We start from the raw sequence: 25,204 nt of genomic DNA, 5'->3' as shown, positions 1-25,204 counted from the left end.
GGTTCCGGGGGCGCGCACCAGCGCGCCCCCGGTCCCGGTGCCGGGACGATCGGGCCATGAACCTTCGTGTTGCGCTGGCCCTGGGGACGGCCACTCTCACGGTGGGTGCCCTCGCGCCCGCGGCCGCGGCGAGCCCGGCCGGAATCGTCTGGGAAGCCTCCTGCGCCACCGGTTACGAATGCGGCCACCTCGACGTCCCGCAGTCCTATCAGGACCCATCGGCGGGTACGGTGCGGCTGGCGGTCGCGCGGCTGCCGGCCACCGACCAGGCCCGCAAACTGGGCACGATCTTCTACAACCCCGGCGGCCCGGGCTCCTCCGGCCGGTTCGCACCCGCGTTGACGCCGTCAGTGCACACGCGCTTCGACATCGTCGGGTTCGACCCGCGGGGCGTCGGCGCGAGCTCGAAGATCCACTGCTTCACCGATCCGGCGCAGCTCGAAGTGCTGCAACGCGCCCTCGGCACGTTCCCGCTGACGCGCGAGGCCGAACAGCAGCAGATCACGGACACGGGCACGGTCACCGACCTGTGCGAGCAGAACGCGGGCCCGCTGGCGAACCACCTGTCGACCGGCACGATCGCCCGCGACCTGGACCGGCTGCGGGCGGCGTTCGGCGAGCCGAAGCTGCGGTACTACGGGAAGTCGTACGGCACGTACCTGGGCGAGACGTACGCGAACCTGTTCCCGGGCCGCGTCGGCACCCTCGCCCTCGACGCGGTCGACGACCCGGCACGCTGGGCGACCGGCCCCGGCCCGATGAGCTACCGCCTGCAGGGCTACGCCGACGGCCCGCGCGCGCTGCAGTCCTTTTCGGAATCCTGTGGCGCGCACTGCACGTTCGACTACGACGCCATCCTGGACCGCCTCGAACGCGGCCCGATCACGGTGACCGACACGGCCGGCCGCCGGATCGCCGTCACCTACCAGAGCGCGATCGCCCGGATCCACAACTACCTCACCGACGCCGGCGCCGCGCCCGAGCTGGCAGCGTTCCTCCAGGCGCTGGCCGACCCGGCTTCGCCCGCCCCGGCCGCGGCGGGCGGCCCGCCGGACATCGACTCCCTGCTGGGCGGCGGCGCCACGCTCTGCTCGGACTCGGCCAACCCGCGGGACCCGGCTCTCTGGTGGGACTACGCCCGACGCGCGGACCGGGCCGGCCGCGGCTTCGGACCGTACGACGTCTACAAGACGTTGCCGTGCGCCACGTGGGACGTCACGGACCCGGGCCGCTACACCGGACCGTGGAACCGCCCGACGGCACCGATCCTCCTGCTCGCCAACCGCCAAGGCGACCTCGAGACACCGTACGCCGGAGCGCAGCGAACAGAGCGCCTGCTGGGCAACGCGCGCCTGCTGAGCCTCGACACGTACGGCCACGGTTCCCGCGGCAAGAGCGCTTGCGTCGACGCGTGGCTGGACCGCTACTTCACCACCGGCGCGGTGCCCGCCCCCGGCACGGTGTGCGCGCCGGGCTGAGGGGCACGGCGCCCGGTCAGCGGAACGCGTCCGCGCCGGCCTCCTGCCGGACGGCTTCCAGGGCGTCGCGCAGCTCGGCGAGCCCGACGGACCCGAGCGCCAGCCGGAGGGCGTGGGGCACGGTGGGCGTGGTCGCGAACGGCTCGGCGGTGGCGACCGCGACCCGCCGCCGGGCGAGCGCCGCCGTGATCCGGTCCGGGCGCGCGTCCGGGGCCAGCGGCAGCCACAGGAAGTACGACGAGGGGTGCGCGACCACCGGCAGCCCGGCGAGCACGTCGGCGGCGATGGCCTGCCGTTGCCGGGCGTCTTCGCGCTTCTGCGTCTCGAGGCGGTCGACCGTGCCGTCGTCGAGCCAGCGGCGGGCGATTTCCGCGGTGAGCGCGGGCGTGTTCCACGTCGTGGCCCGGATCGCGCGTTCGAGGGACGGCACGAGCGCCGCGGGGGCGGCGACGAACCCGAACCGCAGCCCGGTGGCGACGTTCTTCGACAACCCGGACACGTAGACGGTGCTCTCGGGCGCGAGCATCGCCAGCGGCGGTGGCGCGTCCTCGGCGAGGTAGGCGTAGGAAGCGTCCTCGATGAGGGTCAGCCCGTGCCGGCGCGCGATCGCGACGAGCTGCGCGCGCTGGGCCTCGCCGAGCACCCAGCCGAGCGGGTTGTGCAGGGTCGGCATCGCGTACACAGCACGGACGGTCCGCCGGCGGCACAGCCGGTCGAGGGCGGCCAGGTCGGGCCCGTCCGCGGTGATCGGCAGGGGCGCCGGCTCGAGCCCGAGGGTGCGGGCGAGCGCCCGGAAGCCGGGGTAGGTGAGGGCGTCGACCGCGACGACGTCTCCGGGCCGGAACAGGGTCATGGCCGTCACGGCGAGGCCGTGCTGGGCACCGTCGACGATCAGCACGCGCTCGCGCCCGACGTCGAGCCCCCGCCGCCCCAGGTGCCGCGCAACGGCGGCGCGATCATGGGGCCGGCCGCGGTGGGGCTGGTAGCGCAGCAGCGCGTCGAGGTCGCCGGCGGTAGCGAGATCTCGCAGGGCTTGACGCAGCAGCCCGGTCTGCCCGGGCAGGGCGGGATGGTTGAAGCTGAGATCGAGCGCATCGGCGGCCACCGACCGCTCGTCGACCGCGGCGGCACCGGCAGGATCGCGGATGAAGGTGCCACGGCCCTGTTCGCAGCTGACGAGCCCCATCGCTTCAAGCTCCGCGTACACGCGCGACGCGGTGACAACGGCAATCCCCTCGTCGGCGGCCAGCCGCCGGTGCGTGGGCAGCTTCGTCCCGGCGGCCCACCGCCCGCCACGGATCTGCGCCGCAAAGGCGTCGACGACTTGCTTGTACTTCGGTACGCGCACCCCGCGGATTGTAGGCAGGACAATTCTTGGACTGTCCTGCTTCGGCGGCCTTAGCGTGCGGGCATGCACATCGCCATCCTGACTTTCGACGGCTACAACGAACTCGACTCCCTGATCGCCCTGGGCGTCCTGAACCGAGCGGGCCTGCGGGCGTCGATCGCAAGCCCGGCCCCCCGGGTCCGTTCGATGAACGGCGTGACGATCGACGCGACAACCACCCTCGCCGAAGCTTGTAAGGCGGACGCGGTGATCATCGGCAGCGGCATCAGCACGCGCGAGGTGGTGGAGGACGCCTCGATCATGGAGGCCCTACGCGGACTCGACCCGGATCGCCGGCTGCTGGCGGCGCAGTGTTCGGGAACATTGGTGCTGGCCGCCCTGGGGCTCCTCGCGGACGTCCCGGCGTGCACGGACCTGACGACAAAACCCTGGGTGGTGGCGGCGGGGACAAAGGTCTTGAACCAGCCATTCTTCGCCCGCGGCAACATAGCGACAGCGGGCGGCTGCCTGGCATCGACGTACCTGGCGACGTGGATCATCGCGCGGCTCAGCGGACTGGAGGCGGCTGAGGAGGCGATGCGTTATGTGGCGCCGGTCGGGGAGAAGGAGGAGTACGTCGCGCGTGCGCTGGGCAACGTGACGCCGTACCTGGAGCCCGCCCTGAGGTGACCCGAGCTCAGCCGACGAGGCCGGCAACCGGGAAGCAATTCGCGCTCCGGCCGAGGTGATCCCCGAGTTCACTGCCGACGTCAGCACGAAGCGGGGCGAGAACATCGACTACGCGATCGTGCACCAACGGCAGGTGTACGAGTTCAACCCGATTTTGACGCGCCGAACCGGATGGATGCCAAGCCCAAGCAGCAGGAGCCGGCGCCAGTGGTCGATGCCGGTTCGGGTGAGGAAGGTGAGCGAGTCGTCACGACCGAAGAGGAACTCGAGGGCTTCCGGATCGTCCGCGCCATCGTCTGTGCCGAGGTGCCTGCCGCGAGAATCGCCGCCCGCGACACCCAGACCTACTTCGGTGTTCTCCTGGACGACAACAACCGGAAGCCGATCGCCCGGCTGTGGTTCAACCGGTCGAAGAAGTACCTCGGCGTGTTCGACGAGAACAAGGTCGAGACCCGCCTGCCGATCACCGCGGTCGAGGACATCTACCAGCACGCGGACCACTTGAGGAACACGGTGGCGAGGTACCTCACCGCCGCGCGGCCGCCGGCCGCCACTGCGGAGCCGGTTTCGCCGGCTCAGTCCACCAGCGCCTGGTAGACCAGCTGCCGCAGCTGGGAGCGCAACCGGTACGTGCTTGACGGCAGCAGCTGGGTGTAGAAGCCCACCGTCAGGTCCTCGTCCGGGTCCACCCAGAACGCCGTCGATGCTGCGCCGCCCCAGGCGAACTCGCCCGGGGATGACAGGGTTCGGGCCTTTACCGGGTCCTCCAGGACTGAGAAGCCCAAGCCGAATCCGTGGCCGTCGAAGGGCATCTCGGCGAACAGGGGGCGGCCGAACTGCTCCAGGTCCACGTGGCCCGGCAGGTGGTTGCTGGTCATCAGTGACACCGTTCGCGGGGACAGCAACCGGACGTCGTCCAAGGCTCCGCCGCGGAGGAGTAGTTCGGTGAAGCGCCAGTAGTCCTGGGCCGAGGACACCAGGCCGCCGCCTCCGGAGAGGCAGTCCGGGCGGGTTGTGCCCAGGCGGCCGAAGGCGTCGTTGCGCTTCGCGCGGCCTGATGCGGGGTCGCGGACGTACAGGGCCGCCAGGCGGTCCGGTGACGGTGCCACGAAACCCGTGTCCGTCATGCCGAGGGGCGCGAAGATGCGCGAGGCGAAGAACTCGTCCAGAGGCCGGCCCGACACCACCTCGACGAGCCGGCCCAGGACGTCAGTCGCCACCGAGTAGTTCCACTCCGTGCCCGGCTGGAACACCAGGGGCAGAGACGCCCACTGCTCGGAACACGCCGCCAGGTCGAGCCCCGGGGGCGTGCCCCACTCGAAGCCGGCCGCTCGGTAGATCGCGTCCACCGGGTGGCCGTGGTGGAAGCCGTACGTGAGGCCCGCCGTGTGGGTCAGCAGGTGCCAGACGCGGATCGGCGACGTGGCCGGCTCGGTCAGCGGGGACAGCGCCGACCCCTTGACGTACACCCGCGGCGACGCGAACTCCGGCAGCCAGCGGGAGATCGGGTCGTCCAGCTCCAGCAGGCCCTCTTCGGCGAGCATCATCGCCGCCACCGAGGTGATCGGCTTCGTCATCGAGAAGATGCGCCAAAGCGTGTCCTGCTCCACCGGCAGCGACGCTTCGACGTCCCGGTGGCCGCCGCGGCCCAGGTGGACGATGCGGCCGTGCCGGCTCACCACCGCGAGCCAGCCCGGCAACCGTCCATCGTCGACGTACCGGTCGAAGTGCGTGTCGATCCGGGACAGCCGTGCCGCGTCGAAGCCGGCTTCGGCCGGGTCGACGTCCACCTCGAAATCCGCCATGCGGCGAGGTTACTTCTCCCGCGCCCGCTCGGCCGCCTTCTCCTCACGCCACGCTTCGTCGTTCTTGCCGTGACGCCAGTACCCCGAGACCGACAACAGCTCGCGCCGCACCCCGCGCTCGTCCAGCAGGTACCGCCGCAGCTCGCGGACGAACCCGGCCTCGCCGTGCACGAACGCCTGGACGACACCCTCCCGCCACGGCAGCTCGCGCACCGCCGCCGCGACATCGCCGCCCGATGCCCGGTGCAGCCAGGTGATCTGCGCGTCCGCCTTGGTGACCAGGGGTTGCTGCTCGTCCGCGTTCTCGACCAGGATCACCGCGTGCGCCGGGACGCCGGCCGGCAACGCCTCGAGGGACGCGGCGATGGCCGGCAGCGCGCTCTCGTCCCCCGCCAGCAGGTGCCAGTCCGCCTCGGCGCCCGGTGCGTACGCGCCGCCCGGGCCCAGCAGCAGCAGCTCGTCACCGGGCCGGGCCGTGGCCGCCCACGGACCCGCGATGCCCTCGTCGCCGTGGTGGACGAAGTCCAGGACCAGCTCGCCGGCCTGGGCGTCGAACGCCCGGACGGTGTAGGAACGCTGCCGTGGCCAGTGCTCCCGCGGCATCGACGCGCGGCACTCCTGGACGTCGAACGGCTCCGGGTACTCGACGCCGGGCACCTTGAACAGCACCTTCACGTAGGCGTCGGTGAAGTCGTTCGGGGTGAACTGCGCGATCCCCTCGCCGCCCGCGACGATCCGGATCATGTGCGGGGTCAGCCGCTCGGTCCGCAGCACCCGCAGCCGCACCGCGGGACGCCCGGACCGCCGGGGTGCTTCAGCCATCGGCCACTCCAACCATCGCTAAGGCTTACCTAAGTCAGCCTACGCGCCGAAAACGGCGCGCGGCTACTCAGGTGTACCCAGTTCTTCGAGCAACCGCGCGAACCCGGCCGTCGTCGCCGCGGGGAAGCCGATGAAGAACCGGTTGGCCAACGGCACTCCCCACCGCCCACGCGAGGCCGCGTTGACGACCCGGTGCGCGACGCGGGCACCACCCCGAACCGCCGTCACGCGGTACTCGCCGCGGTACCACCAGCCGCCCTGCACCGCGACGAACCCGCGCGAACGGTCGACCTCCATCCGCATCGGGTGGCCGCCGCCCAGCTTCAGCCGCAACCGCTCGAACACCTCCTCCGGCGGCCGCGCGACCAGCCCGGACGCCTGCGCAAGCGTTTTCACCCGCGCGGATCCGAAACCCGCGTGTTCTGGAACGCCGTGATCAGCCATTCGCCTCCCTCGCGGACGAGCACGAAGGACACGGTGGATTCCCGCCCTTCGTCGGTCACCTCCGCGCCGCCGAGCGACGAACCGCCCCCGACGACGACCACAGCGACGTCCGGCCGCACGAACCGCACCTTCGCCGCCGCCCCGAGCTGCCCGGTCAGCTTCGACCCCTTCAGCAGCCCCTCGAACAGAGCACGATGCGAGCTCTCGATCGCCTCCCGCCCCGGGAAGTTCAGCCCGAAGTACGTCACGTAGTCCGCATCTTCGGTGAAGAGCCGCCCGTACGCGGCGGCATCACCGGCGTTCCACGCGTCGGTGAGCCGGCCGAGCACCGCACGCACCTCGGATTCAGCCAGAGCAGTCATCGGATCCCCCTTCGAACGCTGTTCGTCTCACGAACACCGTTCTACTCTCGAACGCTGTTCGCGTCAAGTACAGTGTTCGGGTGACCGTTCCCCCGCCGCCGTGGCGCAGCGCTCCCCGCCGCCGTGCCGCGAAACCCGCCCTCTCCCAGGCCACCATCGTGCGAGCGGCCCTGATCGTCCTGGACGACGAGGGGTTCGACGCGGTCACCATGCGGCGGATCGCCCAGGAGCTGGAGACCGGGCCCGCGTCGCTCTACGCGCACGTCTCGAACAAGGACGAACTGGCGGAGCTGATGCTCGACGCCGTGCTCGCCGACGTGCTGGTCCCGGAGCCGGACCCGGCGCGCTGGGACGAGCAGGTCAAGGACCTCGTCCGCGACCAGATCCAGGTGATGGCCGCGCACCGCGGCATCGCGCGCATCGCGTGGGACATCGCCGTGCCGGTCACGCCCAACTCGCTGAAGCAGGGCGAAGGGATGCTCGCCCTGCTTCGCGCGGGCGGCCTGACCCTCAAGCAGGCGACCTTCGCGGGCGACGCCCTTTCCCTCTACGCCAAGGCGTACGCCTACGAAGCGAGCGGCTGGACCTGGGGCGAGATCAACCAGGACGAAGCCGGCGAACGCGGCAAGCAGATGGTGGCGTACATGCGGTCACTGCCCGCCGAGTCGTTCCCCCACCTGCTGCAGGTCGGCGAGTTCTTCTCCGCGGAAACGGCCAAGGAACGCCTCGAGTTCGCGCTCGAAGCGTTCCTCGCCGGGCTGAAGGCGCTGGCGAGAAACTAGGGCCGCAGCACGATCTTGCCGCGCGTGTGCCGCTGCTCCAGCTCGCGATAGGCGTCCCGGACCTCCTCCAGCGGGTACACCCGGGCGATCGGCAGCGTCAGCAATCCCTTGTCCAGCAGCAAACCCAGCTCGCGCAGCACGTCGGCCGACGCCGCGGCCGCGTTGCCGTCGGCCTTCACGTTGTACTTCTCCGCCGCGGCGAAGTCGATGATCGTGTCGATCCGCCCGGGGTGGATGCCCAGGTGCAGCGCCAGTTCCACGTACCCGTCGCCGAAGGTGTCGACGAACGCGTGCACACCGTCCACCGCGGCCTCGCGGATCCGCTCGAGCACACCGTCGCCGTAGGACACCGGGATGACGCCGAGTTCGCGCAGCCACTCGTGGTTCGCTTCGCCGGCGAGGCCGATCACCGAGGCACCGGCCAGCTTCGCCAGCTGCACCACGAGCGAGCCCACCCCGCCCGCCGCCCCCGAGACGACGACCGTCTCGCCTTCGCGCGGGCACACCGCGCTCAGCGCGGCGTACGCGGTCGTGCCGGCGACGAACAGCGAGCCGGCGACCTCCCACGGGACACCGTCCGGCCGCGGTGTGAGGTTCCCGGCCTCCGCGACCACGAAGTCCGCGTGGCTCGACCGCGTGTCGACGAACCCGATCACCTCGTCGCCGACGGCGATCTCCGAGACGCCTTCGCCGAGCGAAACGACCACCCCCGCGAAGTCGCTGCCCTGCCCCGACGGGAACGTCGCCGGGAAGCGCGCGTGGAGCAGTCCCTTCCGGATCGACGCCTCGCCCGGGTTGATGCCCGCGGCGCGGACCTCGACCAGCACCTGGCCCGCCCCCGGCGTCGGCCGCGGCACCTCCTCGACCCGCAGAACCTCCACGTCGCCGTACTCGTCGAACCTGATCGCGCGCGCCATGGGGCCTCCTCGAAAGTCGTTGCTCAATACAAGCAACCACCGGGTCCCGGGTTTTAATCCCTAACCGGCGAGGCGGCGCACCACCCCGTCGGCCAGCAGCCGGCCGCGGTCGGTGAGCACCGCGCGGCCCCGGCTGTCCAAAGCGGACGGGTCGAGCAGGCCCTCGGCCGCGGCCGCGCGGGCCTCGGCGAGCCCGGGCTCGTCCAGCACGTCCAGCGGCAGCCCTTCGGCGACGCGGAGCTCGAGCATGATCCGTTCGAGGTGCTGGTCGTCGTCGGTGAGCACCTCGCGCCCGCCCGCGGGCGACCGGCCGTCCGCGAGCAGAGCCGTGTAGCGGGCCGGGTGCTTGACGTTCCACCAGCGCACCCCGCCGACGTGGCTGTGCGCGCCCGGGCCGGCGCCCCACCAGTCGTCGCCCCGCCAGTAGCCGAGGTTGTGGCGGCAGCGGGCCGCGTCGGAGGCCGCCCAGTTGGACACCTCGTACCAGCGCAGCCCCGCCGACGACAGCATCCCGTCGATCATCTCGTAGTCCGCCGCCAGCACGTCGTCGTCCGGCGCGGGCAGCTCGCCGCGGCGCACGCGGCGGGCCAGCGCCGTGCCCTCCTCGACGATCAGCGCGTAGGCGGAGACGTGGTCGACGCCGGCGCCCAGCACCGCGTCGAGCGTCGCGCGGAGGTCGTCGGGCCGCTCGCCCGGCGTGCCGTAGATCACGTCGAGGTTCACGTGCTCGAACCCCGCCGCGCGCGCCTCGGCGACGGCCTGCCCCGGCCGGCCCGGGGTGTGCACGCGGTCGAGGATCTTCAGCACGTGCGACGCGGCCGACTGCATACCCAGCGACACCCGCGTGTAGCCGGCCTCGCGGATGCCGGCGAAGAACTCCGGCGACGTCGACTCGGGGTTCGATTCCGTCGTCACCTCGGCCCCGGGGGCGAGCCCGAAGACGTCGCGGACCGCGTCGAGCACCGAACGCAGCCCGTCCGCACCGAGCAGCGACGGGGTGCCGCCGCCGACGAACACGGTGTCGGCGGCGGGCGGGACGACGAGCACCCGCGCGGCGAGCTCCAGCTCGCGGCGCAGCCCGTCGAGCCAGGACTGCGGCGACGAACCGGTGTCGAGCTCCCCCGCGGTGTAGGTGTTGAAGTCGCAGTAGCCGCAGCGCGTGGCGCAGAACGGGACGTGCACGTACACGCCGAACGCTCGGCTGCCGAGCTCTTTCAGCGCGCTTTCCGGCAACGCCGGGTCGATCGGTGCGGCGGGGCCGGGACGCAGTGCGGACACCCCCGGATTGTCCACCCCGTCACGCCCCGTCGCCTCGAGGGGCCGATCGGGTCAACACCCGTTACGACGCCGGAAGGTGGGCCGCCGCCCACTCCGGGTCGGCCGGGATCACCTCGATGACGTCGAGCAGCACGCCGTCCGGGTCCGCGACGTAGAAGTGCCGCTGCCCATACTCCTCGTCGACGACCGGCGTCACCAGCTCCACACCGGCTTCTTCCAGGCGTTTCGCCTCCGCCCGGGCGTCTTCGACGACCAGCCCGAACATCAGCCCGGTCGTCTCCGGCGCGCGGTAGCCGGGCGGGACGGACTCGTGCCCGCGCTGCACGAAGCTGATCTCGAACCCGGGCGCGCCGGCGTTGACGCTGGCGAACCAGTCCAGCTCGACCGTGACCGGCAGGCCGATGACGTCCGCGTAGAAGCGGGTGGTCGCCGCGACGTCGTCGACCAGGTAGCCCGCCCCGAAACCTCTGACCTGCAAACCGCTCTCCTTCTTGTTAATCACTATGTTCGTAGTACTTTAACCATAGTCGTTTGCTCGGCGCAAGCAGCGTAACGCCCCGCAGTCGTGTGCGACTATTTCCGGCATGACGGGTCTCGAAGTCGCGGTCGGCTGGCTCATCGCGTGGGCCGTGCGCAAGGCGGGCCGGGTGGGCAAGCGGGTCGACGCCGAAGTCGACCAGGCCATCGACGCCGGGCTCGACCGGCTGCACGACCTGGTCGCGGCGAAGCTCGGCGACGACCCGGCCCTGGAGAAGCTCCGCGAGGAAGCCGCGCAGACGGGCGAAGTGGGCACCCGCACGCAGGCCCGGGTCCGGCTGGCTCTCGAGGACGCGGTGGAGCAGGACCCGGTGTTCACCGCCGCGGTCGAGAAGGCGGTGGCCGAGCTCGAAGCGTCCGGCGGCTCGCACAACGTGGTCGTCCACGGGGACGTCCGCGCCGACCGCGGCGGCATCTCGATCGGCGGCGTGACCGGCGGGCAGGTGAACTTCGCGGACCCTCCCCGGCCGGACCGGTCGGAAGGCTGACCGCGTCCGGCTCGCTGCACGCCGGGTACTCCGGCACCGCCATCGGCACGGCCGGCCAGGTCTTCGTCACCGCGCCCGGCCGGACCGCCGGCTTCGCCCTGGACCACCCGGTCTCGCCCCACATCAACCAGCTCGCCCCGATCGTGGGCCGCGACGACGAACTCCGCCGGCTGCGCACGGCCGCCGCCGGCCGGCCGGACCGCCCGGTCGTCCGGGTGCTGGCCGGGCTGGGCGGCGTCGGCAAGACGAGCCTGGCCCGCGCCTACGCCACCCGGCACCGGGAGGACTACGGCGTCGTGTGGTGGGTGCACGCCGAGGACCCCGCGGCGGTCGACCGGGAGTTCCGCGCGCTGCTCGAGCTGCTGAACCCGGACGGCGCCCGCCACATCCGGGACGCGGTGACCGCGGCCCACGCCGCCCTCGCCCGGCAACCGGCGCCGTGGCTGCTGGTCCTGGACAACGTCACCGAACCGGCCACGGCCGCCCGGCTGATCCCGGCCGCGGGCGCCGGCCTGGTCCTGGTGACCAGCCAGGCGTCGCACTGGCCCGACGAGGTGCTGGTGCCGGTGACCAAGCTCGGCCTCGACGCCGCCGCGGACCTGCTCCTCTCCCTGACCCAGGACGACGACCGCGCCAGCGCGATCACCCTCGCCCGGGAGGTGGACCGGCTCCCCCTGGCCCTGGTCCAGGCCGGGTCGTTCGCCCGCGCGAACGCCCTCGACCTGGCGACCTACCTGCGGCTGTACCGCCGCAACCGCGCCGAGCTCCACCGCGAAGGGCGCCTCGGCGACGGCTACCCGCACACCGTGGCCACCACCTGGCAGCTGGCCATCGAGCGGCTGCCCGCCACCGCCCGCGCGGTCTTGAACCTCTTGTGCTGCTACGCCCCCGACGCGATTCCGGTCGGCCTGCTGCTGGCTCCGCCCGATCCGGCCTACATCGCCCTGCCCGCGTCGCTGGAACCCCGGCTGCGGCCGCTGATCGAAGACGAGCTGGCCCGGCACCGGGCCGTCGGCGAGCTGTTGTCCTACAGCCTGTTCACCCCGACCGGCGGGCGGAAGGCCGCGGCCGTCGACGTGCACCGGCTGCTGCAGGCGGTGAACCGCGAACAGCTCGTGGCCGAGGGCACGGCCGGCGACTGGGCGCAGGCGGCCCACGAGCTCCTGCTGGAGATCACCCCGGCCGTGCTGAACGACGCTGCCTCCCTGAACCGGTGGAACCAGGTCCACACGCACCTGCGCGCACTGCTGGAACACCTCGACGCCGACGCGCCCGAGACCCTGGCCACGCGCATCGACCTCGCCGACCGCACCGGGCAGGCCGGAAACGCGGGCGACGCGCGGACGCAGTTCGCCGCCCTGGTGCCCCTGTGCGAAACCGTTCTGGGCGCCCGGCACCCCGTCACCCTCACCACCCGCAACAACCAGGCGTACTGGACGGCGGTGTCCGGCAACACCGCCGCCGCCCTCGCCGAATGCGCCGCGCTGCTCCCGCTCTGTGAAGAGGTGCTCGGCCCCGAACACCCGCTCACCCTCACCGCGCTCGGCAACCTCGCCAACTGGACCGGGAAATCGGGCGACCCGGCGGGTGCCTGCGAGAAGTACACGGCCCTGCACGCGACCTACGTCCGCGTTTTCGGTCCCCGGGATACCGGCACGCTCGCCGTCCGCGGCAGCCTCGCCCAGTGGATCGGCCGGACCGGTGCGCCGGCGGGCGCGCGTGACGAGTTCCGCGCGCTGCTGCCGCTCACCGAACGGGTGCTCGGTCCGCACCACCTCGACACGCTCACCGTCCGCGGCAGCCTGGCGCACTGGACCGGCGAGGCCGGCAACCCGGCGGGCGCGCGCGACGAGTTCGTCCGCCTGCTGCCCGCCTGCCGGGACCGGCTCGGCGGCCTGCACCCCTTCACCCTCACCACCCGGCACAACCTGGCCCACTGGACGGGCGAGGCCGGCGATCCGGCGGGCGCGCGCGACCAGCTCACCGACCTGCTGCCGACGTTCGACCGCGTCCTCGGCCCGCAGCACCCGGAAGCCGCGGTCGCCCGCGCCAACCTCGCCCACTGGGCGAACCGGGCCGGCTCCGGCAGCCGCCGCGGCTGAGGTGCGGTGGGCCGAAAGGCCAGGTAGTGAGCCTTGTCCCAGCATTCGGGCGGGGCTCGACCACATTCTGGGCACGTGAGACGCTGGCGACGTGACTCGCGCCGGTATCCGCCTGGTGGCCCGCCGCCACGTCGATCTCCGGCGTGTGGCGAGCGCACTCTGTGTCGTGTTCCGCTGACTCCCTGCCACCACCACGACGACGGACCAGGCCGGTCGCGCACGGCAACGCTGCCGCGCGGTCACGCCTTCCCAACCGCCCCGGAGGACATCCCTCATGACCACGCCCACCCGCGATACCCCCGCCCGTCCCGCGCGCGCCAAGCAGAAGCGCGGCGAAGGGCAGTGGGCGCTCGGTTACCGGGAGCCGCTCAACCCGAACGAGCGGTCGAAGAAGGACGACCACCCGCTCAACGTGCGGGCGCGGATCGAAAACATCTACGCCCACCGCGGGTTCGACGCGATCGACCCGGGTGACCTGCGCGGCCGGTTCCGCTGGTTCGGCCTCTACACCCAGCGCAAGCCGGGGATCGACGGCGGCCGCACCGCGACGCTCGAGCCCGAAGAGCTCGACGACCGCTACTTCATGCTGCGGGTCCGCATCGACGGCGGCGCCCTGACCACCGCCCAGCTCACCGTGCTCGGCGAGATCTCGCAGGCGTACGCGCGCGACACCGCCGACATCACCGACCGGCAGAACATCCAGTACCACTGGATCCGGATCGAGGACGTCCCGGCGATCTGGGCCAAGCTCGAAAACGCCGGCATGACGACGATGGAGGCGTGCGGCGACAGCCCGCGGGTCATGCTCGGCTCGCCGGTCGCCGGCATCTCGGCCGACGAGGTGATCGACGGGACGCCCGCGCTGGACGAGATCAAGCGCCGGTACATCGGCAAGCCGGAGTTCGCCAACCTGCCGCGCAAGTTCAAGACCGCGATCTCGGGCCAGCCCGACGTCGCCCACGAGATCCACGACGTCGCCTTCGTCGGCGTCGACCACCCCGAGCACGGACCCGGCTTCGACGTCTGGGTCGGCGGCGGCCTGTCGACCAACCCGATGCTCGGGCAGCGCCTCGGCGCCTGGGTGCCGCTGGACGAGGTCCCGGACGTCTGGGAAGGCGTCATCTCGATCTTCCGCGACTACGGCTACCGGCGGCTGCGTTCGCGCGCCCGGCTGAAGTTCCTGGTCAAGGACTGGGGCGCGGAAAAGTTCCGGCAGGTGCTGCAGGACGAATACCTCAAGCGCCCGCTGATCGACGGCCCGCCACCGGCGGACCCGGCCGTCCCGATCGACCACGTCGGCGTGCACCCGCAGGTCGACGGCAACTGCTACGTCGGCGCCGCGCCGGTCGCCGGCCGCTCCAGCGGCGGCACGCTCGTCGCCGTCGCCAAGGCCGCCGAGCGGGCCGGCTCGGGCCGGGTGCGGCTCACCCCGCAGCAGAAGGTCGTCGTGCTCGACGTCCCCCAGGCCCAGGTCGCCACGCTCGAAGCCGAACTGGCCGAGATCGGCCTGGAGACGAAGCCGTCGCCGTGGCGGCGCGGGGTGATGGCCTGCACCGGGCTGGAGTTCTGCAAGCTCGCCATCGTCGAGACGAAGGCCCGCGCGCAGCAGCTCGTCGCGGACCTTGAGAAGTCCCTCGCCGACATCCAGGCCGGGCTGGACACGCCGGTGACCGTGCACCTCAACGGCTGCCCCAACTCCTGCGCGCGGATCCAGACCGCCGATATCGGCCTGAAGGGCCAGATCGTCACCGACGCCGACGGCAACCAGGTCGAAGGCTTCCAGGTGCACCTCGGCGGCGGGCTCGGCCTCGACGCCGGGTTCGGCCGGAAACTGCGCGGCCACAAGGTGACCTCGGACGAGCTGACCGGGTACGTCGAGCGGGTCGTGCGCAACTACGTCGCCGAACGCCAGCCCGGCGAACGGTTCGCGCAGTGGGTCGTGCGTGCCGAGGAAAGCGCGTTGCAGTGACCGAACGAGCGACACCGTTCTATTGCCCGTATTGCGGTGACGAGGACCTGCGGCCGGAAGAGAACGGCGGCTGGCTGTGTTCCGCCTGTCGCCGGGTTTTCTCGGTCAAGTTCCTCGGCCTGTCCCTTCCGGAGGTTTCCCGATGACCGCCACCGCCGACTACAAGACCCTCGCCGAGCGCGCTTCGAAGGAGCTCGCCGAAGCCACCGCGGACGAAGCTCTGCGGTGGACCGCCGAGACGTTCGGCGACGACTTCATCGTGGCGTCCAACATGCAGGACGCCGTGCTGATCGACCTGGCCACCAAGGTCAAGTCCGATGTGGACGTGCTGTTCCTGGAGACCGGCTACCACTTCCCGGAGACGATCGGCACGCGTGACGCCGTGCAGGCCGTGTACCCCGGCGTCCGCATCGTGAACGCCCAGGCCGAGCAGAGCGTCGCCGAGCAGGACGCCGAGTACGGCGCGAAGCTGCACGAGCGCGACGCCACGTTGTGCTGCAACCTGCGCAAGGTGGTGCCGCTGCGCCAGACCCTGGCGAAGTACTCGGCGTGGGTCACCGGCGTCCGCCGCGTGGACGCGCCGACCCGTGCGAACACCCCGATCGTCACCTGGGACGACCGCAACGGCCTGGTGAAGGTCAACCCGATCGCGGCGTGGACCGACGACGAGTTCAACGGCTACATCCGCGAACACGGGGTCCTCGAAAACCCGCTGGTGTCGATCGGCTACCTCTCCATCGGCTGCGCGCCCTGCACGGCTCGCGTCGAGCCGGGGCAGGACCCGCGCAGCGGCCGGTGGGCGGGGCAGAGCAAGACCGAGTGCGGACTGCACGGCTGAGGAAAGGGACGCATGACGACCTTGGAGCCCGCGACCGATGCGGCACAAGACAACCTGGCGGCCTTGGAGTCCGAGGCCATCCACATCTTCCGGGAGGTGGCCGGCGAGTTCGACCGCCCGGTGATCCTCTTCTCCGGCGGCAAGGATTCGACGCTGCTGCTGCACCTGGCGATCAAGGCGTTCTGGCCGGCGCCGGTGCCGTTCCCGCTGCTGCACGTGGACACCGGCCACAACTTCGACGAGGTCATCGAGTTCCGTGACCGCGTCGTCGAAAAGCACGGGCTGCGCCTGGTCGTGGCGAAGGTGCAGGACTGGATCGACGACGGGCGTCTCGAAGAGCGCGCGGACGGGATGCGCAACCCGCTGCAGACCACGCCGCTGCTCGACACGATCGCGGAGAACAAGTTCGACGCCGTGTTCGGCGGCGGCCGCCGGGACGAGGAACGCGCCCGGGCCAAGGAGCGGATCTTCAGCCTCCGCAACGCCTTCGGCCAGTGGGAGCCGCGGCGCCAGCGGCCCGAGCTGTGGAACCTCTACAACGGACGGCACCGCCCCGGCGAGCAGGTCCGCGTCTTCCCGCTGTCCAACTGGACCGAGGCCGACGTCTGGAACTACATCGCCCGCGAGAAGGTCGAACTGCCGTCGATCTACTACGCGCACCAGCGCGAGGTGTACCTGCGCGACGGGATGCTGCTGGCCGAGGGCCCGTGGGGCGGGCCGCGGCCGAGCGAAGAGGTCCGCGAGCTGACTGTCCGCTACCGGACCGTCGGCGACGGCTCGTGCACCGGCGCGATCGAATCCACCGCGGCCACCGTCGAAGAGGTCATCGCCGAGGTGTCGGCGTCCCGGCTCACCGAGCGCGGTGCCACCCGCGCCGACGACCGGATGTCCGAGGCAGCCATGGAAGACCGCAAGCGTGAGGGGTACTTCTGATGAGTTCGCTGCTGCGCCTGGCCACCGCCGGGAGCGTCGACGACGGCAAGTCCACGCTCGTCGGCCGGCTGCTGTACGACACCAAGTCGGTGCTCGCCGACCAGCTCGACGCCGTCACCCGCGCGTCCGTCGACAAGGGACTGTCCACACCGGACCTGTCGCTGCTCGTCGACGGCCTGCGTTCGGAGCGTGAGCAAGGCATCACCATCGACGTCGCCTACCGCTACTTCGCCACGCCGAAGCGGTCGTTCGTGCTGGCGGACACGCCGGGGCACGTGCAGTACACGCGTAACACGGTGACCGGCGCGTCCACCGCGCAGCTGGCCGTGCTGCTGGTCGACGCGCGCAAGGGCGTGATCGAGCAGACCCGGCGGCACGCGGCCGTGCTGGCCCTGCTCGGCGTACCGCAGCTGGTGCTGGCGGTCAACAAGATCGACCTGGTCGGCTACGACGAGGCGACGTTCACCGTGATCGCCGAGGAGTTCGCCGCGCACGCGCTCTCACTGGGCTACGAGCGCGGGTCCGTGCTCGCCATCCCGGTGTCCGCGCTGGAGGGCGACAACGTCGCGAGCCGCTCGGAGCGGACGCCGTGGTACACCGGGCCCAGCCTGCTGGAGCACCTGGAGGACGTGCCGGTCGCGCCCGACCCGCACGACTCGGCGCTGCGGTTCCCGGTGCAGTACGTGATCCGCCCGCGCACGCCCGAGTACCTGGACTACCGCGGCTACGCGGGCCAGATCGCGGCGGGCACGGTGCGGCCCGGCGACGAGATCGTCGTGCTGCCGCAGGGCATTCGCAGCCGCGTCGAGCGGATCGACACCGCGGACGGCCCGCTCGGGGAAGCCGGCGCCGGGACGTCGGTGACGCTGCTGCTCACCGACGACATCGACATCTCCCGCGGCGACCTGATTGCCGCCGCGGACGCGCCGCCGCGGATCACCGACGAGATCACCGGCACGCTGTGCTGGCTGTCGTCCAAGCCGCTCAAGCCGGGCGCCCGGGTGCTCGTCAAGCACGGCACCCGCACGGTCCAGGCGCTGGTCGACGAGCTGCACGCACGGTTCGACGAGCAGACGCTGTCCAGTGTGGACTCACCGGCGTCCCTGGAGCTCAACGACATCGGCCGCGTCTCGCTGCGGCTGGCCGAGGAGCTGGGCGTCGACGACTACGGCGTCAGCCCGCGCACCGGCGCGTTCCTGGTGATCGACCCGAAGGACGGCGACACGCTGGCCGCGGGCCTGGTGGGTGAGCGCTTCTCGTGACGCCACCCCTGGTCGCCGTGGCACACGGCAGCCGCGACCCCCGCTCGGCGGCGACCGTGCGGGCCCTGGTCGACGTCGTGCGCGCCCAAGCGCCGGGCGTACCGGTGCACGAGTCCTTTTTGGACTTGTCGGAACCGCTCGTCACGGACGTGCTGCGCTCGCTGTACGCGGACGGCCACCGCACGGCGGTCGTGGTGCCCCTGCTGCTGGGCAGCGCGTTCCACGCCCGGGTCGACCTGCCCGCCCTGATCGACTCGGTGACGGCTTCCTGCCCGGGCTTCGTCGTGCGGACGTCCGACGTCCTCGGCGCCGACCCGGCACTGGAGGCCGTCGCCCTGGACCGGCTGGCGGCGGCCCCCCGCCGCCGCGGCACGGGGGTGCTGGTCAGCGCGGTGGGCTCGTCGAACGCGGCGGCCAACGCGGTCGTCGCGTCCCTGGCGGCACGGTGGGAGGACCGGCTCGGGCTGCCGGTGACGGAGGCGTTCGCCAGCGCCACCCAGCCGGACATCCCGGCAGCGGCCGAGCGCCTCTGGGCCCGCGGCGCGCGGCACCTGGTGGTGGCGTCGTGGTTCCTGGCGCCGGGCCTGCTGCCGGACCGCATCGCCCGCCTGGCCCGCGAAGCCGACCCGGACGCGTTCGTCGCGGCACCGCTGGCGGACGACCCGCGCGTCGCGGACGTCGTCGTCGCGCGGTACGCCACCGCGGTCGCCGGTCTGCTGCGCGCGTTCGCGTAGGGCGTGTTTGACGAAGGTTGTCGCCGGTTGCCGAGATGCAGCCGGCTGTGTCGCGGTTCCGGTTGCGCTCAGACGATCAACGGACTCTGCCCGAGGACCTGTTGCCGGTCCGCACCGGCAAGCAACGCCGACCGGTATCGGTGCGGGATCGCGTGACGGGATGGGCCGGCGGTGTCCGGTGCGTGGCAGACGATCTGGACTGGCATCGCCGGATGGCCGGCGACGGTACCTGGGACACCGTGCTGCAACACCTCGCGGTCTGGCCACGCGCTACGACAAGTTGGCCATCGTCCACCGATCCGCGGTCGTCCTCCATGCCGTGATCACCCGGACCAACACACGCCCTAGCCGGCGGCCACGATCCGCCAGCGCTGGTTCGCGCTGCCGCTGTCGCCGTACTGGCCCACGTCGGCGCCGCTGGTCGTGCGGCCTGCGCCGTCCAGGAATTCGCCGGTGGCGGCGTTCTTGATGCGGACGTTGTCCGCGTCCGTCACCACCGACCACTGCTGGTTCGCGCTGCCGCTGTCGCCGTACTGGGTGGCCGCCGCGCCGGCGGCCGTGCGGCCCGCGCCGTCCAGGTAGAGGCCCGTGGCGCGGTTCTTGATGCGCACCCGGTTGCCGGTGTTCTCCACCGTCCACTGCTGCTCGGGCCGGCTCGCGTCGCCGGTGGCCTGGCCCGCGGTGGATCCGCTGCTCGCGCGGCCCATGCCGTCGACGTACAGGCCGGTGGCCGCGTTGACGATCCGCACGTACGTGCCGCCGCCGGTGCCGATGCCCCACGCGTACTGCAGCCGGGTCAGGCCCGTCGGGTTCACCAGGGACAGCTGGGTGCCCGTGCGGGTGGTCAGGCTGTACCAGTCGCCGTCGCGCAGGCCCGGCCAGTACACGCTGCCCACGCCGAGGCTGCGCAGTTTCGCGCTGACGCCCCGGACGTAGTCGGCGAAGAACGACCCGCTCGGGATGCTGTAGTCGATCTTGTCGTAGTGGACGCCGTTCTTGCTGCCGGGCCCCATCGGGCCGCCCCACTCGGTGACGATCGTCCGGTCCGCGTACCCGCCGATGTAGCCGCCGATGTGGTTGGCCCACTCGGTTTCGCTTTCGTAGCCGGCGAAGAACGAGTAGTCGTGGGCCGCCAGCAGCGTCCCGTCGAGGCGGTGGTCGCCGCCGACCGCGGGCACGTTCTGGGCGTACCCGGTGCCGTCGAGGACCACCCGCGCGCGGGGGACCTGCGGGTACCGGGTCAACCAGGCGTCGTAGAAGTTGTTCAGGTCGCTCGCGCCGTAGCTGTACGGCTCGTTGATGACCTCGAAGTAGGCGTTCGGGTTGCTGCCGTACCGCCCGACGACCTTGTCCCACATCTGCTGGAACCCGGCCGTGCTCGCCGGTTTCCCGCCGCTGTAGGCCCAGTACGCCAGGATCACGCGGCCCTTGCCCAGCGCGGCGTCGATCGCGCCGGTGTAGGTGTCCCAGTAGCCGGCGACCGTCGGCTCGTTGATCGGCATCCGGACCGTGTTGGCGCCGGCGATCGAGGACAGCTGCCCGACGATCTGGTCGGCCGTCGCGGCCGCGGACGCGTGCGTGTCCGACGCGCTCAGCCCCGACACGTACAGCACGCCGTTGACGAAGTTGTCCCGCGCGTCGGCCCAGTTCACGCCGCGGAACCCGGCGGTGGACGCCTGGGCCTGGTGCGGGGCGGCGGTCAGCAGCCCGCCGGCCAGCACGGCCAGCGCCAGCGTCCTGGCTACGGTGGAAAACGGCTTCATCGGCGCATCCCTTCACCGTCGTCGTCGACGTGACACAGGTAACAGAGGCAGCGGCCGCCGGGCCAGGGTTCCGAACCGAAGCGGTCAGGATCGATCGGAGACGAACACGGCCGCGGTCACGCACCGGCACCACCACCGCCGGTAGGTGACAAACATCCACATCCAGTTGTCACCCTGCGCGCATGGGAACGGTGAATCCTTGACGTCTTACTCAACTTGCCGGTGACCGCGGCCTGCCGATCGCTCTCGCCGCCCCGTCCGTGGCCGACGGCGTGGCGCCCCTTGACTTCCCCGGCCCGATCGCCGGCGGCGCCACGTTCGAGCCGGCACCGGCGACAACGATCCCGGCCTGACGGTCAAGGCGGTGGCGGGCACCATCATCGGTGACCTCACCGCGCCGACGGCCTGCTTTCCCGACCCGAGCCCGGTCTTCACCACGACGACCATCGGCTGAGCACCGGGACACCGGCCGGGTGCGGTGCATGTGCAAGGGTGTCGGACATGGCTGACGAACTGGTGCACTACGACGTGGCGGGCGGCACCGCCACGATCACCCTGGACTCCCCGCACAACCGCAACGCGCTCTCGGCGCAGCTGCGCGGCGAACTCTCGTCGGCGCTGGCGGCCGCGGCCGCCGACGACGCCGTGCGCGTGCTCGTGCTGACCCACACCGGGCCGGTGTTCTGCGCGGGGATGGACCTCAAGGAGGCCCGCGGCGCCGGCGCGGGCGACCAGGGCGTGAACGAGTTCCCGAAAATCCTCGAGCAGCTGTGGACCAGCCCGAAGCCGGTGGTGGCCCGCCTGGCCGGCCCGGCCCGCGCCGGCGGCATCGGCATGGTGGCGGCGTGCGACATCGCGGTGGCGGTCCCGGAAGCGACGTTCGCCTTCTCCGAAGTCCGCATCGGCGTGGTCCCGGCGATCATTTCCCTGACGGTCCTCCCGCGGCTGAACCCGCGCGCGGCCCACGAGCTGTTCCTGACGGGCGACACGTTCGACGCCCGTCGAGCGGTCGAGATCGGCCTGCTGAACTCGGCGACCGCCGACCTCGACGCCGAAGTGGCCCGGTACGTGAAGGCACTGGCGGCGGGCGGCCCGAAGGCCCTGGCCGAGACGAAGGCGCTGCTGAGCCGCCCCCGCCCGGCCACCCCGTCGGACGGCTTCGAGGAGATGCTCGGGTTGTCGGCGAAGTTCTTCGCCAGCGAGGAAGGCCAGGAGGGCATCCTGGCCTTCGCCCAGAAGCGCAAGCCGAACTGGATCCCGCAGGACTAGACCGGGACGGCGGCCTGCTTGCGCGGCAGCAGCGCGAGCAGGCCCGTCACCCCGCCGCACAGCGCGGCCACGACGTACACCGGCGCCAGGCCGCCTGCCTGGTAGGCGATTCCCAGCACCGCGACGCCCAGCGTCTGGCCGAACTGCCGGGTCGTCGTCAGGATTCCCGCCGCCATGCCCGCTCGCCCGGGCGGTGCCGCCGCCGCGATCGCGGCACCCGTTGCGGGGCCCGCGATGCCGACGCCGATGCCCGTCACCGCCAGGCCGGCCGCGATGCCCACGGCCCACTGCAGCAGGCAGCCCGCCGCACCGAGCAGCACGCCGGAGCCCAGCAGGACCCGCGGTGGGAAGCGGTGCAGGGCTTTGCCGAGGAACGTCGACGTCAGGAACGACGCCACCGCGAGCGGCGCCATGACCAACCCGGCGGTGACCGGCGAATGCGAACGCCCCAGCCACAACGACACGTACACCAGTGCGGCGAAGGTCAGCGTCGACGCCGCCGCGCACGCGACCAGCGCCGTGAACCCGCCGTCGCGGAACAACCCCAGCTCCAGCAACGGTTCCGCGCGACGGCGTTCAACGATCACGAACCCCGCCAACGCGATCGCCGAAACCACCAGCGCCGCCACCGCCACCGGGCCCGAGCCGCCCAGGGTCAGCCCGTGCACCAGCGCCGCGGCGAAGAGCGCGAACCACACCGCGCCCGCGACGTCGAACCGGCTTCGGCGCGCGGGTGTGTCCCTCGGCAACGCCCGCAGCGCGAACAACCCGGTCAGCACGGCCAACGGCACGTTGACGAAGAAGATCGCCGCCCAGCCGCAGTACTCGGTCAGCATCCCGCCGACCACCGGGCCCGCCGCCGCGCCGAGCCCGCTCACCGCGAAGAAGACGCTGATCGCGGTGCCCCGCGCACGGCCGTCGTAGGAGGCGGCCAGCAACGCGAATCCCGTCACCGCCAGCGCCGCGCCGCCGATCGCCTGCACGCCACGGGCCGCGATCAGCGTCCCGATGTCCGGCGCCAGCCCGCAGGCCAGGGACGCCAGGCCGAACACCGCGAGCCCGCCGAGGAACACCCGCCGCAGGCCGACGCGATCGGCGAGCGACCCCGCCGCCAGCATCAGCACCGCCAGGACGAGCGTGTAGACGTCCGGCACCCACTGCAGCTGCCCCACCGACGCCGTCAGATCGGCGCCGATCCGGGGCAGGGCCACCGTCACGACGGTGGTGTCCAGCAGGAACAGGAACGAGCCCGCACAGACCGCGGACAACGGCCACCACTTGCGCATCGAAACTCCCTTCGTCTGCCCCGAAGAGTGCGGTCGATGCGCCGATCACCACCAGCAAAGTCGACAAATCCGCCGGATACCGTCGTCCCCTACGCTGCAGTCATGGAAACCGTCACCCTGGACGACGTCGACCGCGGCCTGGTCCACGCCCTGCAGCTCGACGGCCGCGCGTCGCTGCGCACGCTCGGCCAGGTGCTCGGCGTCTCGGAGAACACCGCGGCCCGGCGCTACCAGCGGCTGCGCGCCGCCGGGGTCCTCCGGGTCACCGGCGCGGTCAGCGGCGGCGAAGCCGGCTACACGACGTGGACACTGCGCCTGCGCACGACCCCGGACGCCGGGGCCGCCGTCGCGGACGCGCTGGCCGACCGGCCCGATGTCTCCTGGGTGCACCTGCTCTCCGGCGGCACCGAAATCTCGTGCACCGTCCACGCGCCCGACACGAGCGGGCGGGACGACCTGCTGCTCCACAAGCTGCCGCGGGCGAGCCGCGTCGCCGCCGTCTCGGCCCACGAACTGCTGCACACGTTCGCGCTCCCGGACGGGTGGCGCGGGCTGCACTGCCTGTCCGCCGGGCAGGTCGGGCGGCTGCGCCCACCGGTACCCGAAGGCCCCGGCATCCCGCCGGAACCCGGTGACCAGCCGCTCCTCGACGCGCTCGCCGACGACGGCCGGGCGAGCTACACCGCGCTGGCCAGGGCCACCGGCTGGTCCGACTCCGCCGTCCGGCGCCGGATGGACCTCCTGCGGCGGCACGGCACGCTGACCTACCACCTCGACGTCTCCCCGGCCCGCCTCGGCTTCCGGTCGGAGACGCGGCTCTGGCTGACCGTCTCCCCCGCGCACCTCGCCGAGGCGGGCGCGGCGCTGGCGAGCCACCCGGAGACGTCGTTCGCCGTCGCCACCACCGGCACCACGAACCTCACGGCCATGGTGAACTGCCGCGACGGCCGCGACCTCTACCGCTACCTCACCGAGCGCGTCGCCGGGATCCGCGGTGTGCAGACGCTGGAAAGCGCGCCGGTGATCCGCACGGTCAAACGCGCGGGGACGCCGCTCAGGCGTCCGGCAGCACGACCGTGAGCCGCCACGAACCGGCGCTGCGGCCGTTCGGGCCGAGGGCGCGCTGCGCGTCGGAAAGCACGCTGCGGATGGCCAGGTACGTCTTGGGCTCGGCCTTGCGCAACGCGTCCGAACCCGGCCAGATCAGCACGTGCTCCCCCGGCGGCAGCCACGAGAGGTCGGTCAGGCAGTCGTAGAGCGCGTCCAGGTTGTGCCCGAAGTAGTCCGGAAAGGACAGTGCATCGGCGAACGCGCTCAGCGTGCCGGCCTTGTCCACGGTCGGGCGCGAGTTCACCAGGTGCGGGTACGCGCCGCGGGCGAACGCCTCTTCCGCGGCGGCCTTCGTGTCGTCGGCGCTCATCGGGCCGGGTCCACGACGACGAACGACGCGTAGTGGTCGCCGGTGTAGTACAGCTCGTGCGCCTGGCCGGTGATCAGCCGCCGCGCGCCGCGGTCGGGGCTGCCCGGCGTCTTCACCGTATACTCGTGGTAATAGCCGGATTTCTTGCCGGGCAAGCGCTTCTCGCGGTTCTCGAACACGACGTCGTCGTTGCGGGGGTAGGGGTACGGGCCGCCCGCCTCGATCAGCTTCCACGTGTCCGACGCCTGCGGCGGCAACGCGGAAAGCGCCTTCACCGGCAGCCCGGAGTCCGCGCCCGGCACGGCGGCGCCGCCCTTGGCCGGCGTGCCGGTCTTCGCGCTCGACGAGGTGCTCGGAGCGGGGGGCGACGAACCGCCGCCCAGGTTGTCCTTGACCAGCCAGCCCCCCAGCACCAGCACGAGGAGCCCGATCAGCGCGGCGGTGATCCGCCTTCGGTTGAACATGGTGCGCGAGCCTATGCCGACCCGTCGGCGTCATCGTCACGCCCCGGAGCCAGCCGGCGGGCGAACAACCCGACGACCTTGTCGAGCACCCACGCGGCGGCCAGGCACAGCGGCACGACGACCACCATGACCAGCACGAACTGCACCGGGAACCAGGCCTGGGCGAGCCACAGCTCGACCCCGTCCCACCAGTCGGCAAGCCCGTTGAACACGGTGTGAGCCTACGCGCGCCCT

At 72.1% G+C, this 25,204-nt stretch carries 28 protein-coding genes; 15 read left to right on the top strand and 13 right to left on the bottom strand.

What is annotated here, in order from left to right; all coding sequences use genetic code 11:
* Positions 1-56: 56 nt before the first annotated feature.
* Complete coding sequence (locus C2L59_RS07885) at positions 57-1,478, top strand: alpha/beta hydrolase (protein ID WP_103348834.1); 1,422 nt, start codon at positions 57-59, stop codon at positions 1,476-1,478.
* A 16-nt stretch (positions 1,479-1,494) separates the two neighbouring features.
* Here the strand turns inward: C2L59_RS07885 and C2L59_RS07880 are convergent, their stop codons facing one another.
* The gene (locus C2L59_RS07880) at positions 1,495-2,826 is read right to left on the bottom strand and encodes a PLP-dependent aminotransferase family protein (RefSeq protein ID WP_103348833.1); all 1,332 of its coding nucleotides are present in this window, start codon (positions 2,824-2,826) and stop codon (positions 1,495-1,497) included.
* Between the two features lie 63 nt (positions 2,827-2,889).
* Here C2L59_RS07880 and C2L59_RS07875 point away from each other — a divergent pair, with 63 nt between their 5' ends.
* Positions 2,890-3,495: a DJ-1/PfpI family protein gene (locus C2L59_RS07875; protein ID WP_103348832.1), complete on the top strand. Its 606-nt coding sequence runs from the start codon at positions 2,890-2,892 to the stop codon at positions 3,493-3,495.
* A gap of 171 nt (positions 3,496-3,666) precedes the next feature.
* A complete protein-coding gene (locus tag C2L59_RS07870; RefSeq protein WP_233223327.1) occupies positions 3,667-4,092 on the top strand; it encodes a hypothetical protein in 426 nt (141 codons plus the stop codon).
* Here C2L59_RS07870 and C2L59_RS07865 read toward each other — a convergent pair.
* From C2L59_RS07865 to C2L59_RS07850, 4 genes are all read right to left on the bottom strand, one after another.
* On the bottom strand, positions 4,071-5,300 hold the full coding sequence (locus C2L59_RS07865; RefSeq protein ID WP_103348831.1) for a serine hydrolase: 1,230 nt from the start codon (positions 5,298-5,300) through the stop codon (positions 4,071-4,073). The genes C2L59_RS07870 and C2L59_RS07865 overlap by 22 nt on opposite strands.
* 9 nt (positions 5,301-5,309) lie before the next feature.
* Positions 5,310-6,122, bottom strand: a complete 813-nt coding sequence (locus C2L59_RS07860) for a siderophore-interacting protein (RefSeq protein WP_199198962.1) — start codon at positions 6,120-6,122, stop codon at positions 5,310-5,312.
* Between the two features lie 63 nt (positions 6,123-6,185).
* A complete protein-coding gene (locus C2L59_RS07855) occupies positions 6,186-6,518 on the bottom strand; it encodes a hypothetical protein (RefSeq protein ID WP_233223326.1) in 333 nt (110 codons plus the stop codon).
* Positions 6,515-6,928: an SgcJ/EcaC family oxidoreductase gene (locus C2L59_RS07850; RefSeq protein WP_103348830.1), complete on the bottom strand. Its 414-nt coding sequence runs from the start codon at positions 6,926-6,928 to the stop codon at positions 6,515-6,517. Before C2L59_RS07850 ends, C2L59_RS07855 begins: the two co-directional genes overlap by 4 nt.
* An 80-nt stretch (positions 6,929-7,008) precedes the next feature.
* On the opposite strand from C2L59_RS07850, the gene C2L59_RS07845 reads away from it, so the two are divergent.
* Complete coding sequence (locus C2L59_RS07845; RefSeq protein WP_255410248.1) at positions 7,009-7,710, top strand: TetR/AcrR family transcriptional regulator; 702 nt, start codon at positions 7,009-7,011, stop codon at positions 7,708-7,710.
* Here the strand turns inward: C2L59_RS07845 and C2L59_RS07840 are convergent.
* The 3 genes from C2L59_RS07840 to C2L59_RS07830 form a co-directional block, all read right to left on the bottom strand.
* Positions 7,707-8,627 carry an NADP-dependent oxidoreductase gene (locus tag C2L59_RS07840; RefSeq protein WP_103348829.1) on the bottom strand — a complete coding sequence of 307 codons (921 nt, stop codon included), beginning with the start codon at positions 8,625-8,627 and terminating at the stop codon, positions 7,707-7,709. The two genes, C2L59_RS07845 and C2L59_RS07840, sit on opposite strands and share 4 nt — an antisense overlap.
* Positions 8,628-8,687: 60 nt before the next feature.
* Positions 8,688-9,905, bottom strand: a complete 1,218-nt coding sequence (hemW, locus tag C2L59_RS07835) for a radical SAM family heme chaperone HemW (RefSeq protein ID WP_233223325.1) — start codon at positions 9,903-9,905, stop codon at positions 8,688-8,690.
* 61 nt (positions 9,906-9,966) lie between these two features.
* A complete protein-coding gene (locus tag C2L59_RS07830) occupies positions 9,967-10,383 on the bottom strand; it encodes a VOC family protein (protein ID WP_103348827.1) in 417 nt (138 codons plus the stop codon).
* Positions 10,384-10,489: 106 nt separating this feature from the next.
* Between C2L59_RS07830 and C2L59_RS07825 the strand changes: the two genes are divergently transcribed.
* The 9 genes from C2L59_RS07825 (at position 10,490) to C2L59_RS07790 (ending at position 18,768) form a co-directional block, all read left to right on the top strand.
* On the top strand, positions 10,490-10,930 hold the full coding sequence (locus C2L59_RS07825; protein ID WP_103348826.1) for a chromosome partitioning protein: 441 nt from the start codon (positions 10,490-10,492) through the stop codon (positions 10,928-10,930).
* A 143-nt stretch (positions 10,931-11,073) separates the two neighbouring features.
* Positions 11,074-13,032, top strand: coding sequence for a tetratricopeptide repeat protein (locus C2L59_RS07820; RefSeq protein ID WP_103348825.1), 1,959 nt, complete (start codon positions 11,074-11,076; stop codon positions 13,030-13,032).
* A gap of 91 nt (positions 13,033-13,123) precedes the next feature.
* The gene (locus C2L59_RS50245) at positions 13,124-13,210 is read left to right on the top strand and encodes a putative leader peptide (RefSeq protein WP_370444723.1); all 87 of its coding nucleotides are present in this window, start codon (positions 13,124-13,126) and stop codon (positions 13,208-13,210) included.
* Positions 13,211-13,306: 96 nt separating this feature from the next.
* Positions 13,307-15,001 carry a nitrite/sulfite reductase gene (locus tag C2L59_RS07815; RefSeq protein ID WP_103348824.1) on the top strand — a complete coding sequence of 565 codons (1,695 nt, stop codon included), beginning with the start codon at positions 13,307-13,309 and terminating at the stop codon, positions 14,999-15,001.
* Positions 14,998-15,147 carry an Insertion element protein gene (locus C2L59_RS48680; RefSeq protein WP_103348823.1) on the top strand — a complete coding sequence of 50 codons (150 nt, stop codon included), beginning with the start codon at positions 14,998-15,000 and terminating at the stop codon, positions 15,145-15,147. The genes C2L59_RS07815 and C2L59_RS48680 overlap by 4 nt, the downstream gene beginning before the upstream one ends.
* Positions 15,144-15,839: a phosphoadenylyl-sulfate reductase gene (locus C2L59_RS07805; protein WP_103348822.1), complete on the top strand. Its 696-nt coding sequence runs from the start codon at positions 15,144-15,146 to the stop codon at positions 15,837-15,839. Before C2L59_RS48680 ends, C2L59_RS07805 begins: the two co-directional genes overlap by 4 nt.
* Positions 15,840-15,851: 12 nt before the next feature.
* Entirely contained in the window at positions 15,852-16,772 is a 921-nt protein-coding gene (cysD, locus tag C2L59_RS07800) for a sulfate adenylyltransferase subunit CysD (protein WP_103348821.1), read from the top strand.
* Positions 16,772-18,034, top strand: a complete 1,263-nt coding sequence (locus C2L59_RS07795) for a sulfate adenylyltransferase subunit 1 (RefSeq protein WP_103348820.1) — start codon at positions 16,772-16,774, stop codon at positions 18,032-18,034. Before cysD ends, C2L59_RS07795 begins: the two co-directional genes overlap by 1 nt.
* Complete coding sequence (locus C2L59_RS07790) at positions 18,031-18,768, top strand: sirohydrochlorin chelatase (RefSeq protein WP_103348819.1); 738 nt, start codon at positions 18,031-18,033, stop codon at positions 18,766-18,768. The genes C2L59_RS07795 and C2L59_RS07790 overlap by 4 nt, the downstream gene beginning before the upstream one ends.
* 344 nt (positions 18,769-19,112) lie before the next feature.
* Here the strand turns inward: C2L59_RS07790 and C2L59_RS07785 are convergent, their stop codons facing one another.
* A complete protein-coding gene (locus C2L59_RS07785) occupies positions 19,113-20,531 on the bottom strand; it encodes a ricin-type beta-trefoil lectin domain protein (RefSeq protein ID WP_103348818.1) in 1,419 nt (472 codons plus the stop codon).
* A 501-nt stretch (positions 20,532-21,032) separates the two neighbouring features.
* Here C2L59_RS07785 and C2L59_RS07775 point away from each other — a divergent pair.
* Entirely contained in the window at positions 21,033-21,800 is a 768-nt protein-coding gene (locus C2L59_RS07775) for an enoyl-CoA hydratase family protein (RefSeq protein ID WP_103348817.1), read from the top strand.
* On the opposite strand, the gene C2L59_RS07770 is transcribed toward C2L59_RS07775, so the two are convergent.
* Positions 21,797-23,086, bottom strand: a complete 1,290-nt coding sequence (locus C2L59_RS07770; RefSeq protein ID WP_103348816.1) for an MFS transporter — start codon at positions 23,084-23,086, stop codon at positions 21,797-21,799. The two genes, C2L59_RS07775 and C2L59_RS07770, sit on opposite strands and share 4 nt — an antisense overlap.
* Positions 23,087-23,188: 102 nt before the next feature.
* On the opposite strand from C2L59_RS07770, the gene C2L59_RS07765 reads away from it, so the two are divergent.
* Positions 23,189-24,166, top strand: a complete 978-nt coding sequence (locus C2L59_RS07765; RefSeq protein WP_103348815.1) for an Lrp/AsnC family transcriptional regulator — start codon at positions 23,189-23,191, stop codon at positions 24,164-24,166.
* Here the strand turns inward: C2L59_RS07765 and C2L59_RS07760 are convergent.
* Genes C2L59_RS07760 through C2L59_RS07750 form a run of 3 tightly spaced genes read right to left on the bottom strand, consistent with a single transcriptional unit; the run spans position 24,141 to position 25,182 of the window.
* The gene (locus C2L59_RS07760) at positions 24,141-24,506 is read right to left on the bottom strand and encodes a barstar family protein (RefSeq protein WP_103348814.1); all 366 of its coding nucleotides are present in this window, start codon (positions 24,504-24,506) and stop codon (positions 24,141-24,143) included. The genes C2L59_RS07765 and C2L59_RS07760 overlap by 26 nt on opposite strands.
* Positions 24,503-24,970, bottom strand: coding sequence for a ribonuclease domain-containing protein (locus C2L59_RS07755; RefSeq protein ID WP_103348813.1), 468 nt, complete (start codon positions 24,968-24,970; stop codon positions 24,503-24,505). The genes C2L59_RS07760 and C2L59_RS07755 overlap by 4 nt, the downstream gene beginning before the upstream one ends.
* 11 nt (positions 24,971-24,981) lie before the next feature.
* Complete coding sequence (locus tag C2L59_RS07750; protein WP_103348812.1) at positions 24,982-25,182, bottom strand: hypothetical protein; 201 nt, start codon at positions 25,180-25,182, stop codon at positions 24,982-24,984.
* Positions 25,183-25,204 lie beyond the last annotated feature (22 nt).

Source organism: Amycolatopsis sp. CA-128772, assembly GCF_002904295.1.
Lineage (GTDB): Bacteria > Actinomycetota > Actinomycetes > Mycobacteriales > Pseudonocardiaceae > Amycolatopsis.
The sequence above is the reverse complement of the archived record's forward strand: the minus strand, read 5'-3'. Positions and strand labels throughout refer to the sequence as shown.